This window comes from Actinoplanes nipponensis (genome assembly GCF_016862275.1).
GTDB lineage: Bacteria > Actinomycetota > Actinomycetes > Mycobacteriales > Micromonosporaceae > Actinoplanes > Actinoplanes nipponensis.
Genome location: NZ_BOMQ01000102.1, coordinates 1 through 17,909, shown reverse-complemented (window position 1 = coordinate 17,909; position 17,909 = coordinate 1). Strand labels below are relative to the sequence as shown.

General features: G+C 76.9%; 6 protein-coding genes. All 6 read left to right on the top strand.

Annotation, left to right across the window (positions count from 1 at the left end; translation table 11 throughout):
* The first annotated feature begins 112 nt into the window (after positions 1-112).
* Positions 113-1,879, top strand: coding sequence for a fatty acyl-AMP ligase (locus Ani05nite_RS39725; RefSeq protein ID WP_203777204.1), 1,767 nt, complete (start codon positions 113-115; stop codon positions 1,877-1,879).
* Complete coding sequence (locus Ani05nite_RS39720) at positions 1,876-3,441, top strand: acyl-CoA dehydrogenase family protein (protein WP_203777202.1); 1,566 nt, start codon at positions 1,876-1,878, stop codon at positions 3,439-3,441. The genes Ani05nite_RS39725 and Ani05nite_RS39720 overlap by 4 nt, the downstream gene beginning before the upstream one ends.
* Positions 3,438-4,169, top strand: a complete 732-nt coding sequence (locus tag Ani05nite_RS39715; protein WP_203777200.1) for a hypothetical protein — start codon at positions 3,438-3,440, stop codon at positions 4,167-4,169. The genes Ani05nite_RS39720 and Ani05nite_RS39715 overlap by 4 nt, the downstream gene beginning before the upstream one ends.
* A 23-nt stretch (positions 4,170-4,192) precedes the next feature.
* Positions 4,193-4,459 (top strand): acyl carrier protein, encoded by a 267-nt coding sequence (locus Ani05nite_RS39710; RefSeq protein WP_203777198.1) that lies wholly within the window; start codon positions 4,193-4,195, stop codon positions 4,457-4,459.
* A 35-nt stretch (positions 4,460-4,494) separates the two neighbouring features.
* On the top strand, positions 4,495-13,953 hold the full coding sequence (locus Ani05nite_RS39705; RefSeq protein WP_203777196.1) for a non-ribosomal peptide synthetase: 9,459 nt from the start codon (positions 4,495-4,497) through the stop codon (positions 13,951-13,953).
* The coding region (locus Ani05nite_RS39700; RefSeq protein ID WP_203777193.1) for a non-ribosomal peptide synthetase at positions 13,950-17,909 on the top strand (3,960 nt) is incomplete at its 3' end. The genes Ani05nite_RS39705 and Ani05nite_RS39700, both read left to right, overlap by 4 nt.

The window sequence follows — 17,909 nt, the reverse complement described above, 5'->3', positions numbered from 1 at the left end:
AGTTTGCTGTCAGAGGCTTCCCCGTGCTCGGCCCGCCCCGGTAGAAGTGACTGCAGCCGCCGTCACCGATCTTCGGCGTGGCGGCGCCCATCGATGAACGGGGAGCGGGGAAATGGTGGAGCTGGGCTCGGCCGAAAGCATTCCGGCGGTGCTGCGCCGGCACGCGGAGAATACGCCCGACCGCGCCGCCCACGCCTTTGTCACCGACCTCGACGAGGCCGGCGGCGTCGCCTGGCTCAGCCACGCCGAGCTGGACCGCCGGGCCCGGGCCGTGGCCGCGCAGCTGTCCGCGCACGCCGCTCCCGGCGACCGGATGCTGCTGCTGCACCCGGCCGGCCCGGACTTCCTGATCGCGCTGCTCGGCTGCCTGCACGCCGGTCTGATCGCGGTGCCGTCGCCGCTGCCCGGCCGCTACGCCCATCAGCGGCGCCGGGTCCGGCTGATCGCGGCCGACGCCGACGTGACGGCCGTGCTGACCGACCGGGCCACCCGCGCGGAGGTCGTCGAGTGGGCCGCCGAGCAGGGACTGCCCGACATCGCGGTGCTGACCCCCGACCCGGAGGCCGACCCGGGTGACTGGCAGCCGCCGCCGCTGAGCCGGGACACGGTCGCCGTCCTGCAGTACACCTCCGGCTCCACCGGCAACCCCAAGGGCGTGGTCATCGACCACGGCAACATCCTGAGCAACGCCGCCACGATCATCGCGGTGACCGGGATCCGGCCCGGCACCGTGATCGGCGGGTGGCTGCCGCACTTCCACGACATGGGCCTGATGGGCCTGCTGCTGCCGCCGCTGCTGGCCGGGGCGACGACGGTGCTGAGCAGCCCCGTCTCGTTCCTGAAGCGCCCGCTGAGCTGGCTGCGGATGATCGACCGGTACGGCGTCGAGATCACCGCCGCCCCCGACTTCGCCTACGACCTGTGCGTCGCCAAGGTCACCGACGCCGAGCTGGCCACGCTCGACCTGTCCCGCTGGCGGGTCGCCATCAACGGCTCCGAGCCGGTCCGGGCCGCCGTGCTCACCCGGTTCCGGCAGCGCTTCGCCGCCGCCGGGCTGCGGCCCGAGGTGCTGACCCCGAGCTTCGGCATGGCCGAGGCGACGCTGTTCGTCTCCGGCGACCCGGCCACCCCGTTCGTCGTCCGCCGCGTCGACACCGACCGGCTGGCCCGGCACCGGTTCGAGCCGGCCCCGGACGGCGGGCCGGGCCGCGACGTGGTGGCCTGCGGCGCGCCGGCCGGCGTCGAGGTGCGCATCGTCGACCCCGGCAGCGGCGACCCGTTGCCGGACGGCGCCGTCGGCGAGATCTGGCTGCGCGGCCCGTCGATCGGCCGCGGCTACTGGGGGCGCGCCGCGAACACCGCGGGCTTCGGCGCGGTCACCAGCATCGGCGACGCCGGGTACCTGCGGACCGGCGACCTGGGCACCCTGTACGAGGGCCAGCTCTACGTCACCGGCCGCCGCAAGGACATGCTGGTGCTGCGCGGCCGCAACTACTACCCGCAGGACATCGAGCACGAGCTGCGGGCGCACCACCCCGAGCTGGCCGGGCGCGTCGGCGCCTGCTTCGCCGTGCGATCGCGCGACGGGGCGGGCGGCGGCGAGGAGGTCCTCGTGGTCACCCACGAGGTGCGCGGGATCTCCGATCCGGACCGGCTGCGTACCCTTGCCGGGGCCATGCGGCTCACGGTGGCCCGGGAGTTCGGCGTGCCGAGCGCTGCGGTGCTGCTGCTGCGCCCCGGCGCGGTGGCCCGTACCACCAGCGGCAAGATCCAGCGCTCGGCGATGCGGGAGCTGTTCGAGACCGGCGCGCTGGAGCCGGTCGGCGGCGAGGTGGACGACCGGCTGGTCGCCACCGCGGCGCTGGGCGCGGCCCGATGACGGCGACCGTGGCCGACCCGCTCGCCCGGCTCGGCGCGCTGCTGGACCGCAGCCCCGCGTTCGATCCGGCGACCCTGGCCGCCCTCGACCGGGCCGAGCGGTTCCCGGCCGACGCCTGCGCCGCCCTGGACGCGTTCGGCCTGCCCGCCCACTACGTGCCGGTCGAGCACGGCGGCCGGCTGCACGGCTTCGGCGCGGTCGCCGCCCTGCTGCGGGCGGTCGCGCGCCGGGACCTGACGGTCGCGGTGGCGCACGGCAAGACCTACCTCGGCGCGGTCGCGACCTGGATCGCCGGCGACCCGGCCGCCGCGGCCCGGCTCGGCGCGCGGATTGCCGCGGGCGCCGTGGTGTCCTGCGCCCTCACCGAACGCGCGCACGGCAGCGACCTGCTCGGCGGGGAGCTCACGGCCCGGCCGCGGGCCGGTGGCTGGACCCTCGACGGCGAGAAGTGGCTGATCAACAACGCCACCCGGGCCGAGCTCGTCACCGTGCTGGCCCGCACCGACCCCGGCGGCGGCCCGCGCGGCTTCACGCTCTTCCTGCTCGACAAGGCCCGGCTGGCGCCCGGCGCGCTGACCCCGGCGCCCAAGGTCCCCACCTACGGCGTGCGCGGCGCCGACATCAGCGGCATCGTCCTGCGCGGGGCGCACGTCGGCGCCGACGCGGTGATCGGGCCGGTCGGGCACGGCATCGAGATCATCCTCAAGGCGCTGCACCTGACCCGGACCGCCTGCGTGGCGATGTCGCTCGGGGCCGGCGACCACGCGCTCGAGCTGGCGACCGCCTTCGCCGCCGAGACCGTGGTGGCCGGCCGCCCGCTGGCCGACCGGCCCGAGGTCCGCCGGGTGCTCGCCGACGCCGCCGCGGCGCTGGACCTGGCCGAGGCCGCCGCCACCGTGGCGGTCCGGGCCATCAACGGCCTGCCGCGCGAGCTGAGCGTGCTGTCCGCCGTGGCCAAGGCGTTCGTGCCGGCCCAGGTCGACGACCTGATCGCCCGGCTGACCGACGTGCTGGGCCCGTACGGCCTGCTCGGGCCCGGCTTCCGGCACGGCGCGTTCGGCCGGCTCGAACGCGACGCCCGGATCGTCGGCATCTTCGACGGGTCCAGCCTGGTCAACCGCAACGCCCTGATCGACCAGTTCCGGCGCCTGGCCCGGGCCTGGCGCAAGGGCGCCCGCGACGACGCCGGGCTGGCCGAGGTGACCGATCCGGACGCCCCGCCGAGCGCGTTCCGGCCGGCCGCGCTGTCCCTGGTGGCCGGGGGCAACTCGGTGCTGGCGGCGCTGCCCGACGCGGCCCGGCGGGTGCGGGCCACCGGGCCGGCCGAGCTGGCCGGGCTGGTCGACCGGCTGGTCGCGGCCACCGGCGAGGTGCACGCCGAGATGGCGGCGTTCGACCTGCGCCCGCACGCCGTGCCGCCGGCCGCGTTCGAGCTGGCCGAGCGGTACGAGCTGTGCTTCGCCGCCGCGGCCGGCGTCCAGCTGTGGCTGCGCCGGCCGGTGGACGCGCCCCGGCTGCGGGCCCTGCTGGTGCGGGCGCTCGACGCGATGGGGACCCGATGACCGGCGGGCTGGAACAGCGGCTCGGCGACCCGTACGACGCCGGCAACCCGTACGGCTTCCGGGCGGTGTGCGCGGCCGCCGAGGCGGGCGGCACGGTGCCCCTGCCGGCCGGCGCGGGCACCGGGGCCGACCTGCGGGCGCTGTACCGGCGTTCGCCGCGGGCGGCCCGGGCGGCGCATCCGGACGTGGCCGACGGGGAGTGGATCGGCGCGGCGGTCGGCGCCGTGGACAGCGGCCTGCGCATCGCCGTCCGGCATCTGCGCGCCCGCCGGCTCTACGACCGGCCGGCCTTCGAGATCCCGTACCTGCGCGCGGCCCTGGCCGGCGTCCTGGCCGACCTGCTGCTCTGCGACCGGCTGCTGGCGCCGGATCACGAGCGGGTGGCCCACGGGTTCGTACCGCGGGCCCTGCGCGCGGCGATGGACACGCTGTCGGTGCTGCTCGGCTCCCGGTTCTACATCCGGGTCGGTGAGCCGGCGGCCTTCGCGGTCCTGTTCCGCGAGGCCCAGGAGCACCTGCTCGCGCTGTCCACCATGCCGCCGGTGCCGGCCGCGGCGGTCCGGGACCTGCTGCCCGGGGCCGAGGCGCCCGCCCTGCACCGGGCCCGCGGCGGCTGGCGGACCCCGCCGGCGCCCGCCGCCGGGCTGGTCGACGACCTGATCGACCGCTACCGCGACAACCGCTCGTTCGACCTGAGCCGCCGGCCGTTGCCGGACCGGCCCGGCTGACCCGCCCACCCGGAGGAGTCCTCATGTCCGACCTCACCGCCGTCCCCACGCCGGAGAGCCTGCGCGCCTGGCTCGTCGACTGCGTCGCCGACCACCTCGGCCGCGCGCCCGCCGGCATCGCCACCGACGTGCCGCTGACCACGTACGGCCTGGACTCCGTCTACGCGTTGTCGATCGCCGCGGAGCTCGAGGACCACCTGGACGTCTCGCTCGATCCGACCCTGATCTGGGACCACCCGACGATCGACGCCCTCAGCGCGGCCCTGGTGGCCGAGCTGCGTTCCGCCTGAGCGTCACCGCCCGACCGCGAGAGGACCCCGCCACCATGACCGACGTTCGCGTGGATCGTCGTCCCGTCTCCGCCGCCCAGCTGGGCATCTGGGTCGCGCAGCAGGTGCTGCCGGACAGTCCTCTGTACAACTGCGGCTGCTACTACGAGATCGGCGCGGCCGATCCCGGGCTGCTCGACCGCGCGGTCCGGCACACGCTGGCCGAGACCGAGGCGCTGCGGTCGCGCTTCGAGACGATCGACGACCAGCTGTGGCAGCTCGTCGGGCCGGCCGACCCCGAGCCGCTGGAGGTCGTCGACCTGCGCGCGGAGCCCGACCCGGAGGCGGCCGCCCGGCGCTGGATGGGGGCCGCGATGGCCGAGGTCCGGCCCCTGGGCCGGGCCCCGCTGAGCCGCCAGGCCGTGCTGCTGCTCGGCGCGGACCGCCGGCTGTGGTTCCACGGCTACCACCACGCCGTGCTGGACGGCTTCGGCCAGTCCGTCTACGCCGCCCGGGTGGCGCAGGTCTACGCCGCCCTGGCCGCCGGCCGGACCCCGCCGGAGCGGGTCTTCGCGACGCTGGACGAGGCGCACGCCGACGCCGCGGTGGACCCCGCGTCCCGCCGGTTCGCCGCCGACCGGGACTACTGGCTCGGCGCCTTCGCCGACCGGCCGGAGCCGGTCGGGCTGGCCGGCCGGGCCGGCGCCGCCGGGCCGACCCAGCTGCGCCGGATCCGCCCGCTGCCGCCGGGGTGCGCCGCCCGGTTCGCGGCGGCGGCCGAGGCGGTGGGCAGCACCTGGCCGGCCGCCGTGATCGCCGCGGTGGCCGCCTACTACCACCGGATGACCGGGCGCGAGGAGATCGTCTTCGCGCTGCCGCTGGCCGGCCGCCGCGGCCGGGCCTCGCTGAGCACGCCCGGGGCCCTGGTCAACGTGCTGCCGATCCGGCTCTCGGTGAGCTCCCGGGCCACCTTCGCCGAGCTGGCCCGGCAGGCCGGCCGCCGGCTGGCCGACGTGCTGCGCCATCAGCGCTTCCGCGGCGAGCAGCTGTTCCAGGAGCTGGGCCTGTCCGGCGAGCGCGCGTTCTGGGGGCCCACGGTCAACGTGATGGGCTTCGGCGGCGACCTGGCCCTGGGCCCGGTCACCGCGGTGCCGCACCCGCTCGCGACCGGCCCGGTCCAGGACCTCAAGATCAACTTCTACGGTACGCCGGCCACGGGCGTCCGCCTCGAACTCGACGCCGACCCGGCCCGCTACGACGCGGTGGCCGTCGCGGAGCACCAGGACCGGCTGATCCGGCTGCTGACGGCGCTCGGGCACGACCCGGCGACCCGGATCGGCGCCGTCGACCTGCTCGACCCCGCCGAACGCGACCGCATCCTGCACGCCTGGAACGAGACCGCGCCCCTGCACCCCGGCCGCGACCTGCCCGGCCTGTTCGCCGAGCAGGTCGCCCGCACCCCCGACGCCGTCGCCGTCGAGCACGCCGGCACCACCCTGACCTACGCCGAACTGGACCGGCAGGCCAACCGCCTCGCGCGCCACCTGATCGCCCGCGGCGCCGGACCCGAGCGGCTGGTCGGGGTCCGGCTGCCCCGCTCGGCCGAGCTGATGGTGGTGCTGCTCGGGGTGCTCAAAGCGGGCGCCGGCTACCTGCCGCTCGACCCGTCGTACCCGCCGGACCGGGTCGCCGCCGTGCTCGCCGACGCCGAGCCGGTGCTGGTCATCGACGACCCGGCCGTGCTCGCCGACTCCGCCGGCCGGCCCGCGACGCCGGTGACCGACGCCGAGCGGTCCGCGCCGCTGCTCCCGCAGCACCCGGCGTACGTCATCTACACCTCGGGGTCGACCGGCCGGCCCAAGGGCGTGCTGATCGACCACCGCGCGCTCGGCGAGTTCCTGACCACCTGCCGGGACCGGTACCCGCAGGCCGCCGGCACCGCCCTGCTGCATTCCTCGATCTCCTTCGACCTGACCGTCACCGCGCTGTTCACCCCGCTGGTCGCCGGCGGCCGCGTACGCGTCGCCGACCTGCCCGGCGACGGCCCGGCGGCGGGCCCGCCGCCCACCTTCGTCAAGGCCACGCCGAGCCACCTGGCCCTGCTGGAGGGCCCGGGGGACGCCGCGTCACCGACCGGCGCGCTGGTGCTGGGCGGCGAGCAGCTGCTCGGCGAGGCGCTCGCTCCGTGGCGCGCGCGGCACCCGCAGGCCGCGGTCTTCAACGACTACGGCCCCACCGAGACCACCGTCAACTGCGCCGACTACCTGCTCGCCCCGGGCGACCGGACCCCGGCCGGCGCGGTGCCGATCGGCCGGCCGCTGCCCGGCAACCGGCTGTACGTGCTGGACCCGGCGCTGCGGCCGGTGCCGGCCGGCGCCACCGGGGAGCTCTACATCGGCGGCACCGGGCTGGCCCGCGGCTACCTCCACCGTCCCGCCCTGACCGGGCAGCGGTTCGTCGCGGACCCGTACGCGGGCCCCGGCGCCCGGATGTACCGCTCCGGCGACCTGGCCCGGTGGCGGCGCGACGGCAACCTGGAATACCTGGGCCGCGTCGACGACCAGGTGAAGATCCGCGGCCACCGGGTCGAGCCCGGCGAGATCGAGGCGGTGCTGGCCGGGGCCGGCCCGGTGGCCCGCTGCGCCGTGGTCGTCCGCGAGGACCGGCCGGGCGACCAGCGGCTCGTCGCCTACGTCGTGGCGGCGCACGGGACGGTGGACCCGGCGGCGCTGACCGGCTACCTGGCCGAGCGGCTGCCCGCGTACATGGTGCCGTCGGCGATCGTCGAGCTGGACGAGCTGCCCTGGACGCCCAACGGCAAGCTGGACCGCCGGGCGCTGCCCGTGCCCCCGCGGCCCGCCGCCGCCGGCCGGGCGCCCGCCTCGCCGCGCGAGGAGATCCTGGCCGGGTTGTTCGCCGAGATCCTGGGCGTGGCCCGGGTCGGCGCCGACGACGACTTCTTCGCCCTGGGCGGGCATTCCCTGCTCGCCACCCGGCTGGTCAGCCGGGTCCGGTCGGTGTTCGGCGCCGAGCTGAGCCTCGGCCGGATCTTCGCCGCCCCCACCGTCGCCGCCCTCGCCGCGGCCCTGGACGGGGCCGGGACCGGGCGGTCCCCGATCACCGCACGGCCCCGGCCCGACCGGCTGCCGCTGTCCTCGGCCCAGCAGCGGCTGCGCTTCCTCGACATCCTGGAGCGGGACAGCACCGCCTACCACGCGCCGGGCGCGCTGCGGCTCACCGGGCCGCTGGAGCCGGCCGCGCTGGCCGCCGCGCTGGCCGACCTGGTGGCCCGGCACGAGAGCCTGCGGACCGTGTTCGCCGCGGACGACGACGGCTTCCACCAGGTGATCCTGCCGCCGGAGCGGGCCCGCCCGGCGCTGCCGGTGGCCGTCATCGAGGAGGCGGAGCTGCCCGCCCGGCTGGCCGCGGAGGCCGCCCGGCCGTTCGACCTGACGGCCGAGCCGCCGATCCGGGCGCGGCTGTTCGGGCTCGGCCCGCAGGACCACGTGCTGCTGCTCGTGCTGCACCACATCGCCGGCGACGGCTGGTCGATGCGGCCGCTGGCCCGCGACCTCGCCGCCGCCTACCGGGCCCGGCTGCGCGGCGCCGAGCCGGACTGGCCGGCCCTGCCCGTGCAGTACGCCGACTACGCCCTCTGGCAGCAGGAGTTCCTCGGCGCCGACCGGGACCCGGCCGGCGAGGCGTCCCGGCAGCTCGGCTACTGGCGGCGGCAGCTGTCCGGGCTGCCCGCCGAGCTGGCCCTGCCGGCCGACCGGGACCGCCGCGACGACATGGCCCGCCACGCCGAACGGGCGGGCGTCGACCTGCCGGCCGCGTTGCACGAGGGGCTGCACGCGCTCGCCCGCGGCCACGGCGCCAGCCTGTTCATGGTCGTGCAGGCCGCGCTGGCCGCCCTGCTCACCCGGCTCGGCGCGGGCGAGGACATCCCGCTCGGCACGCCGATCGCCGGCCGCACCGACGCCGCGGTCGAGGAGCTGGTCGGCTTCTTCGCCAACACGCTGGTCATCCGGGCCGACACGGCCGGCGACCCGGCGTTCGGCGAGCTGCTCGCCCGGGTGCGCGAGACCAGCCTGGCCGCGTACGCCCACCAGGACGTCCCGTTCGAGCGGCTGGTCGAGGAGCTCAACCCGCCGCGCTCGCTGGCCCGGCACCCGCTGTTCCAGGTCTGCCTGACGCTGCACAACGCCGACCCGGCCGCCGTGGTGGCCGAGGTCGCCGACCTACCCGGGGTGACGGTCGGCCTGCTGCCGGTGCCCGGCGGCGACGCCATGTTCGACCTCAACCTGGAGCTCACCGAGAGGTTCGGGCCCGACGGCCGGCCCGCGGGCGTGCGGCTCGACCTGGACGCCGCCGCCGGCCTCTTCGACGCGGCCACCGCCCGGGCCCTGGCGGACGCGTTCGCCGCCGTGCTCGCCGCCGTCGCCGCGGATCCCACCCGGCCGATCTCCGCGCTGGAGGCGCCCGCCGTGGGGCAGCGCCGCGGCCCGGGCGTCGCCGGGGCCGGGGCGGCGGCCGTGGTGCGGTCCCGGGGCCCGCGCACCCCGCAGGAGCAGATCCTGTGCACGTTGTTCGCCGAGACCCTGGACGTGGACGCCGTCGGCGTCGACGACGACTTCTTCGCCCGCGGCGGGCACTCGCTGTCGGCCGTGCGGCTGCTCAGCCGGATCCGCGGCGAGCTGGGCGTGGAGGTCTCGATCCGCACGCTGTTCGCCCACCCCTCCGTCGCCGGGCTGCTCCCGCACCTGCGCGGCGCGGCCGGCGGCCGGCCCCCGGTCGTCCCGGCGGTCCGGCCGGCCCGGCTGCCGCTGTCGTACGCCCAGCAGCGCCTGTGGTTCCTGCACCACCTCGAGGGCCCGAGCGCCACCTACAACATCCCGGTGGCGCTGCGGCTCACCGGCCGCCTCGACCGGGACGCGCTGACGGCGGCCCTGGGCGACCTGGTGCTGCGGCACGAGAGCCTGCGCACCGTCTTCGCCCAGGACGACTCCGGGTCGTACCAGGTGGTGCTGCCCCCGGAGCGGGCCCGGGTGCCGCTGACCGTCCGCGCGTTGCCGGCCGTCGCGGACGACGGGACCCTCCGCGCCGCCGCCGCCGAGCCCTTCGACCTCGGGCGCGACCTGCCGGTACGGGCCACCCTGTTCGCCGGCCCGGACGAGCACGTGCTGCTCGTCGTCATCCACCACATCGCCGGCGACGGCCGGTCGCTGGGCCCGCTCGCCCGCGACCTGGCCACCGCGTACGCGGCCCGGGCGGCCGGGGCGGCGCCGGGGTGGAGTCCGCTGCCCGTGCAGTACGCGGACTACACCCTGTGGCAGCGCACGATGCTCGGCGCCGAGGAGGAGCCGGACAGCGAGTTCGGCCGCCAGCTGCGCTACTGGCGGGAGACGCTCGCCGGGTTGCCCGAGGAGCTGACCCTGCCCACCGACCGGCCGCGCCCGCCGCGGCAGTCGTACCGCGGGGACCGGGTGCGCCGGGAGGTGCCCGCCGAGCTGCACCGCGCGCTGCGGCAGCTGGCCCGCGACACCCGGTCCAGCCTGGTGATGGTCGTGCAGGCCGCGCTCGCCGCCACGCTGAGCCGGCTCGGCGCGGGCGCCGACGTGCCGATCGGCATGCCGATCGCCGGGCGCACCGACGCCGCGGTGGAGGACCTGGTCGGCTTCTTCGTCAACACGCTGGTGCTGCGCAACGATCTGCGCGGCGACCCGACCTTCCGCGAGCTGGTGGCCCGGGTCCGCGACACCAACCTGGGCGCGTACGCCCACCAGGACGTCCCCTTCGAACGGCTCGTCGACGTGCTCAGCCCGGCCCGGTCGCTGGCCCGGCACCCGCTCTTCCAGGTGTTGCTGGGCTTCGACGACAACACCGAGGCGCTGGCCGCCCTGCGCCTGCCCGGGCTCACCGTGCGGGCCGAGGCGCCGGAGACCGGCCGGGCCAAGTTCGACCTGTCGTTCTTCTTCGACGAGGCGTACGGCCCGGACGGCGCCCCGCGGAGCCTCACCGCGGCGCTGGAGTACAGCACCGACCTGTACGACCGCGACACTGCCGAGGCCGTGCTGGCCACGCTGCTGCGGGTCTGCGCGGCGGTGGCCGCCGACCCGGACGTCCCGGTCGGCCGGATCGAGGTGCTGACCGGGGCCGACCGCGACCGGGTGCTGCGGGACTGGAACCGGGCCCCGCACCCGGTGGCCTACGAGCTGGTGCCCGACCGGCTGGCCCGGCAGGCGGCCCGGCGGCCCGGCGCGCTCGCCGTGCTGGCGGACGGGGCGGCGCTGACCTACGGCGAGCTCGACGCCGCCGCCAACCGGCTGGCCCGGCACCTGATCGCGCGGGGCGCCGGCCCGGAGACGGTGGTGGCGATCGCGTTGCCGCGTACCCCCGGGATGGTGGTGGCCATGGTCGCCGCGCTCAAGGCGGGGGCGGCGTACCTGACCCTGGATCCCGCCGCGCCGGACCAGCGGCTGCGCGCGGTGGTCGCCGACTGCGGCGCGGTCGCCGTGGTCACCGACGCGCGCACCGGCGACCGGCTGCGGCCGGGAACGCCGCAGGTGGTCGTGGACGACCCGGCGACCGCCGGGGCCGTGGCGGCCGCATCGGGCGCCGCTGTCACCGACGCCGACCGGCGCGGCCCGCTCGACCCGCGCCACCCCGCGTACGTCGTCTACACCTCGGGCTCGACCGGCACCCCCAAGGGCGTGGTCATGCCGATGGGTGCGCTGACCAACCTGCTCGCCTGGCACACCGGCACGTACCGCGGGGTGCCCGGCACCCGGGTGGCGCAGTTCCTGGCCGTCTCGTTCGACTTCGCCGTCCAGGAGATCCTGCAGGCGCTGGTCGCCGGCAAGACCCTGGTGCTGCCGGCCGAGCACGTCCGGCGCGACGCCTACGAGCTGGCCGCGTGGATCGAGGAGTACGCCGTCAACGAGCTCTTCGCGCCCCGGCTGGTGATCGACGCCGTGCTGGCCGCCGCGGTGGACCGGGGCAGCGCGCTGCGCACCCTGACCGACGTGTTCCAGGGCGGCGAGGCGTTCCAGCTCGGCGAGGAGTTGCGGGCCTTCTGCGCGGCCGACGGCCGCCGCCGCGCGCACAACGTCTACGGACCGGCCGAGACCCACGCGGTGACCACCGCGACGCTGCCCGCGGACCCGGCCGCCTGGCCCGCCACCGCACCCATCGGACGTCCACTGTGGAACGCCACGGTGTACGTCCTGGACGAGCGCCTGCGGCCGGTCCCGATCGGCGCCCCGGGCGAGCTCTACGTGGGCGGCGCCCAGCTGGCCCGCGGCTACCTGAACCGTCCGGCGCGCACCGCGGAACGGTTCGTCGCCTCGCCGTTCGGCCCGCCCGGTGACCGCCTCTACCGCACCGGCGACCTGGTGCGCTGGACCCGCGACGGGCAGCTGCGGTTCCTCGGCCGCGGCGACCACCAGGTCAAGATCGGCGGCTTCCGGGTGGAGCCGGGCGAGGTGGAGGCGGTGCTGGCCGCCCATCCGGCCGTGACGACCGCGGTGGTCGTGCCCCGCGACGACCGGCCGGGCGGGACCCGGCTGATCGCGTACGCCGTGCCCGACCCGCGGCACGACCTCGGCCCCGACGGCGGCCGCCGGCTGCGCGCCCACCTGGAGGAGCAACTGCCCGGCTATCTCGTCCCGGCCGCCGTGGTGCTGGTCGACGGGCTGCCGCTGACCGCCAACGGCAAGTTGGACCGGGCGGCGTTGCCGGTGCCGGAGTTCGGGGCCGGTAATGGGCGGGGTCCGCGGGATGAGCGGGAGAAGGTGTTGGCGGGTTTGTTCGCCGAGGTGCTGGGTGTCTCCGAGGTGGGGGTGGACGAGGGGTTCTTCGATCTGGGTGGCGACAGCATCATGTCGATCCAGTTGGTGAGCCGGGCGCGTCGGGCGGGTCTGGAGTTGTCGGTGCGGGAGGTCTTCGAGCACCGCACGGTCGAGGCCCTCGCGCCGGTCGTCCGCCGGCTCGCCGCCGTCCCGCCGGAGGAGCCGGGCGCCGCGTACGGCGACGTCCCGGCCACGCCGATCCTGCGCTGGCTGGCCGACCGGGTCGCCTCGCCCGCGGTCGTCGGCACCTTCAACATGTCGATCGTGCTGCGGGTGCCGGCCACCCTGGCCCTCGAACCGCTGACCGTCGCCGTGCGAGCGGTCGTCGACCGGCACGATGCGCTGCGGGCCCGGCTGGACACCGGCGGGTCCTGGCGGCTGACGGTGCCACCGCCCGGCCCGGTCGACGCCGCCGCCCTGGTGTCGCGGGTCGACGCGACCGGCCTGGACGAGCCGGCGCTGACCTCGCTCGTCCGCCGGCACGGCCACGCCGCCCGCGCCCGCCTCGACCCGGCCGGCGGCGTGCAGCTGCAACTGGTCTGGTTCGACCGCGGGCCGGGCACCGCCGGGCTGCTGCTGGTGCTGGTGCACCACATCGTGATGGACGGCGTCTCCTGGCGGGTGCTGCTGCCCGACCTGATGGAGGCCTACCGCGCCGCCGAGGCCGGCGCCGAGCCCGTCCTGCAGCCGGTCGGCACGTCGCTGCGGCGCTGGGCCCGGGGGCTGCACGCGACGGCCGCCGACCCCCTGCGCGCCGGTGAGGCCGGCTGGTGGCAGGACGTCCTGCGGCGGGGCGACCCGCCGCTGGGCCCGCGGCCGGTGGACCCGGCCGTCGACACGTACGGCACCGCGGGCGCGCTCACCCGGCGCCTGAGCCCCGCCGTCACCGAGGCCGTGCTGACCCGGGTGCCCGCGCTGTTCCACGCCGAGATCAACGACGTGCTGCTGGCCGCCTTCGTGCTGGCCTGGACGCGCTGGCGCGGGCGCGCCGGCGCCGGGCTGCTGCTCGACCTGGAGGGGCACGGCCGCGCCGAGCACCTGGTCGAGGGGGCCGACCTGACCCGCACGATCGGCTGGTTCACCACGGTCTTCCCGGTCCGGCTGGACGGCGGCGCGTTCGACGTCGACGACGCCCTCGCCGGCGGCCCGGCCGCCGGCGTGGTCCTCAAGCGGGTCAAGGAGCAGTTGCGCGCCGTCCCGGACCGGGGCCTGGGATACGGGCTGGCGCGCTACCTCGACCCGGACACCGCCCGCGGCTTCGTGGGCCTGGCCGCGCCGCAGGTGGGCTTCAACTACCTGGGCCGCTTCGCCGCGCCCGCGGCCGGGTCGGCCGACTGGACGCCGGTCTTCGGCCTCGAGGCGGTGCCCGGCGAGGAGGACGGCATGCCGCTGCCGCACGCCCTGGACCTGAACGCCCGCACCGAGGAGACCCCGGACGGCCCCAGCCTCACCGCGATGTGGACGTGGGCCGGGGCCCTGCTCGGCGACGCCCAGGTGGCCGAGCTGGCCGGGCTGTGGTTCCGGGCGCTGGAGGCGCTGGTCGCGCACGCCGACGGCCCGGACGCGGGCGGGCTCACCCCCTCCGACGTGCCGCTGGCCGTCACCCAGGACGAGATCGACGCCTTCGAGAACGAGTTCGACGCCGAGGAAGAGGACGAGCTGTGAGCCGTAGCCAGCGCAAGATCGAGGACATCCTGCCGCTCACCCCGCTGCAGGAGGGCCTGCTCTTCCACAGCGTCTACGACGGCGACGACCTCGACCCGTACGTGGTGCAGGTGTCCTTCACCATCGGCGGCAGCCTGGACGCGGGCGTGCTGCGCCGGGCCGCCGAGGCCCTGCTGCACCGGCACCCCAACCTGCGGGCCGCGTTCCGCCAGCGCCGCAACGGCGACTGGGCCCAGCTGGTCGTGCGGGACGCGCCGGTGCCGTGGACCGACGTGGACCTGTCCGGGCTGACCGGCGCCGAGCAGGACGCGGCCGTCGCCGAGGTGCTGACCGCCGACCGGCTGCGGCGTTTCGACGTGGCCCGCCCGCCGCTGCTGCGCTTCACCCTGATCGATCTCGGCGCCGGCCGCCACCGGTTCGTGCTGACCAACCACCACCTGCTGCTGGACGGCTGGTCGCTGCCGGTGCTGATGGGTGAGCTGCTCGCCCTGTACGGCGCCCGCGGCGACGACAGCGCGCTGCCGCGGGTCCGGCCCTACCGGGACTACCTGAGCTGGCTGGCCGCCCGCGACGACGACGCCGCGCGCGCCGCGTGGGCCGCCGCGCTCGCCGGGCTGGAGGAGCCGACCCTGGTCGCGCCGGGCGCGCCGCGCGCCGCCGTGCCCGGCGCGGAGGTCGAGACGCTGCTGTCGGCGCCGCGGACCGAGCGGCTCACCGCCCTCGGCCGGGCCCACGGCGTCACCCTGAACACGATGGTGCAGACCGCCTGGGGCATCGTGCTGGGCCAGCTCACCGGCCGCGACGACGTCGTCTTCGGCAGCACCGTGTCCGGCCGGCCGCCCGAGCTGGACGGCGTGGAGACCATGGTCGGCCTGTTCATCAACACCGTGCCGACCCGGATCCGGCTGCACCCGGCCGAGTCGGTGGCGGCCCTGCTCACCCGCGTGCAGGAGGGCCTGGCCGCCCGGACCCCGCACGAGCACCTCGGCCTGGCCGAGATCCGCCGGCAGAGCGGGCTCGGCGAGCTGTTCGACACCTCGATGGTGTTCCAGAACTATCCGGTCGTCCCGGCCGCCGCCGCCGGCCGGGAGCTGGGCCTGGACATCGCCGTCGCGGCCGGCGCGAACCGCGAGGCCACCCACTACCCGCTGCTGCTCATCGCCGCGGCCCGCGACACCGTGCAGCTGCGCCTGAGCTACCGGCCCGACCTGTACGCGGAGGCGGCCGCCCGGCGCGTCGTCGAGCGGGTCGCCCGGGTGCTGGACCAGTTCGCCGCCGGCCTCGACCGCCCGGTGGGGCGCCTCGACCTGCTGACCGCGGCCGAACGGCAGACGGTGCTGCGGGAGTGGAACGACACCGCGCGCGAGGTGCCCGCCGCCTCGGTGCTCGACCTGTTCCGCGAGCAGGCCGCCCGGACCCCGCAGGCGCCCGCCGTGCAGGCCGGGCCGGAGGTGCTGACCTACGCCGAGCTCGACGCCCGGTCCACCCGGCTGGCGTGGACGCTGATCGAGCGCGGCGCCGGCCCGGAACGGTTCGTCGGCATCGCCCTGCCCCGCGACGCCCGGCTCGTCGTCGTGCTGCTCGCCGTGCTCAAGACCGGGGCCGCGTACCTGCCGGTCGACCTCGGCTACCCGGCCGACCGGATCGCGTTCATGCTCGCCGACACCGAGCCGGCGCTGATCGTCACCACCGCGGCGTCGGCCGGCGCGCTCCCGCCCGGGGCGGCGCCGCTGCTGCTGGTCGACGAGCTCGACCCGGCGGCGCCGGCCGGCCCCGGGGCGCTGCCGCCGGTGCGGCTCGGCCACCCCGCCTACGTGATCTACACGTCGGGTTCGACCGGGCGGCCCAAGGGCGTGGTCATCGAGCACCGCTCGCTCGGCGCCTACCTGCAGTGGGCCCGGCAGGCGTACCCGGCGATGGCCGGCACCTCGCTGCTGCACTCACCGATCTCGTTCGACCTCACCGTCACCGCCCTTTACACCACGCTGGTCTCCGGTGGCCTGGTCCGGGTGGCCGGCCTGGACGAGCGGGCCGCCGCCGACGGTCCGCGGCCCACGTTCCTCAAGGGCACCCCGAGCGTGCTGGCGATGCTGGACGCGCTGCCCGCCGAGGTCTCGCCCAGCGAGCTGCTCATGCTGGGCGGCGAGCTGCTGCTGGGCGAGGCCGCCGACCGCTGGCGCGCCCGGCACCCCGGCGCCGACCTGCTCAACGTGTACGGCGCCACCGAGGCGACCGTGAACAGCGTCCAGTACCGGCTGGCGGCCGGCGATCCCGCCCCGGCCGGCCCGGTGCCGGTCGGGCGCCCCTTCTGGAACACCCGCGTCTACGTGCTGGACGCCGGGCTGCGGCCGGTACCGGCGGGCGTGCCCGGCGAGGCCTACATCGCGGGCACCGGCCTGGCCCGCGGCTACTGGCGGCGTCCGGCGCTGTCCGCGGAACGCTTCGTGGCGAACCCGTTCGACGGGCCCGGCTCGCGGATGTACCGCACCGGCGACGTGGTCCGCTGGAACGCCGCCGGCGACCTGGAGTTCGTCGGCCGCGGGGACGGCCAGGTCAAGCTGCGCGGCTACCGGATCGAGCTGGGTGAGATCGAGGCCGTGGTGGCCGCCGACCCCGCGGTCGCCCAGGCCGCCGTCCTGGTCCGCGAGGACCGGCCGGGCGACCGGCGCCTGGTCGCCTACGTCCGCGGCGACGCGACCGGCCTGCGCGAACGCGTGGCGCGGGAGCTGCCCGACTACATGGTTCCGGCCGCGTTCGTCGTCCTGGACACGTTCCCGCTGACTCCCAACGGCAAGCTGGACCGCCGCGCCCTGCCCGCGCCCGCGTACGACGGGGAGGCCACGCTGCGGGCCCCGCGCAACCCGCGGGAGGAGCTGCTGTGCGGGTTGTTCGCCGAGGTGCTCGGGGTCGGGACCGTCGGGATCGACGACGACTTCTTCGCCCTGGGCGGGCACTCGCTGCTGGCCACCCGGCTGGTCAGCCGGGTGCGCTCGGTGCTGGACGTCGAGGTGGGCGTGCGGCAGCTGTTCGAGACGCCGACCGTGGCCGGCCTCGCGGACGCGCTGGACGCTGCCGACCCGGACCGGGTGCGGGCCCGGGTGGTCGCGGTCCGGCCGCGCCCGGCGCGGGTCCCGGTGTCGTTCGCGCAGCAGCGGCTGTGGTTCCTGCACCAGTTCGAGGGCCCGAGCGCGGCGTACAACTCGCCGGTGGCCCTGCGGCTGACCGGCGAGCTGGACGCGACGGCGATGCGCGCGGCCCTGGACGACGTCGTCCGGCGGCACGAGAGCCTGCGCACGGTCTTCGCCGAGGACGGCGCCGGACCGGTGCAGATCGTGCTCCCGGTCGCCGCGGTGGCCCTGCCCGTGGTGCGGGTCGACGAGGCGTCCCTGCGGGACGAGCTGGCCGCGGCGGCGCGGCACCGCTTCGACCTGGCCGCGGAGATCCCGGTACGGGCCGTGCTGTTCGCCCTCGGCGCGCGGGAGCACGTGCTGCTGGTGCTCACCCATCACATCGCCAGTGACGCCTGGTCCCGGGCGCCGCTGGCCCGCGACCTGGCCACGGCGTACGCCGCCCGGGTGGCCGGCGAAGCGCCGTCCTGGTCGCCGCTGCCGGTGCAGTACGCGGACTACAGCCTGTGGCAGCGCGAGGTGCTGGGCGAGGCGGAGCTGGGCCGCCAGCTGGAGTTCTGGCAGCGGGCCCTGGCCGGCGTGCCGGAGGAGCTGGAGCTGCCCGCCGACCGGGTGCGGCCCGCGAGCCCGTCGCACCGCGGCGGCCGGGTCGAGTTCACCGTCGAGCCGGAGCTGCACGACCGGCTCACCGCCCTGGCCCGCGACCACCGGGCCAGCCTGTTCATGGTGTTGCAGGCGGCTTTGGCGACCCTGTTGACCCGGCTCGGCGCCGGCACGGACGTCCCGATCGGCACGCCGATCGCGGGGCGTACTGACGATGCGTTGGAT

Coding starts and splice junctions, on each gene's coding strand:
- Ani05nite_RS39725 (WP_203777204.1), top strand. CDS start 113: ATGGTGGAGCTGGGCTCGGCCGAAAGCATTCCGGCGGTGCTGCGCCGG.
- Ani05nite_RS39720 (WP_203777202.1), top strand. CDS start 1,876: ATGACGGCGACCGTGGCCGACCCGCTCGCCCGGCTCGGCGCGCTGCTG.
- Ani05nite_RS39715 (WP_203777200.1), top strand. CDS start 3,438: ATGACCGGCGGGCTGGAACAGCGGCTCGGCGACCCGTACGACGCCGGC.
- Ani05nite_RS39710 (WP_203777198.1), top strand. CDS start 4,193: ATGTCCGACCTCACCGCCGTCCCCACGCCGGAGAGCCTGCGCGCCTGG.
- Ani05nite_RS39705 (WP_203777196.1), top strand. CDS start 4,495: ATGACCGACGTTCGCGTGGATCGTCGTCCCGTCTCCGCCGCCCAGCTG.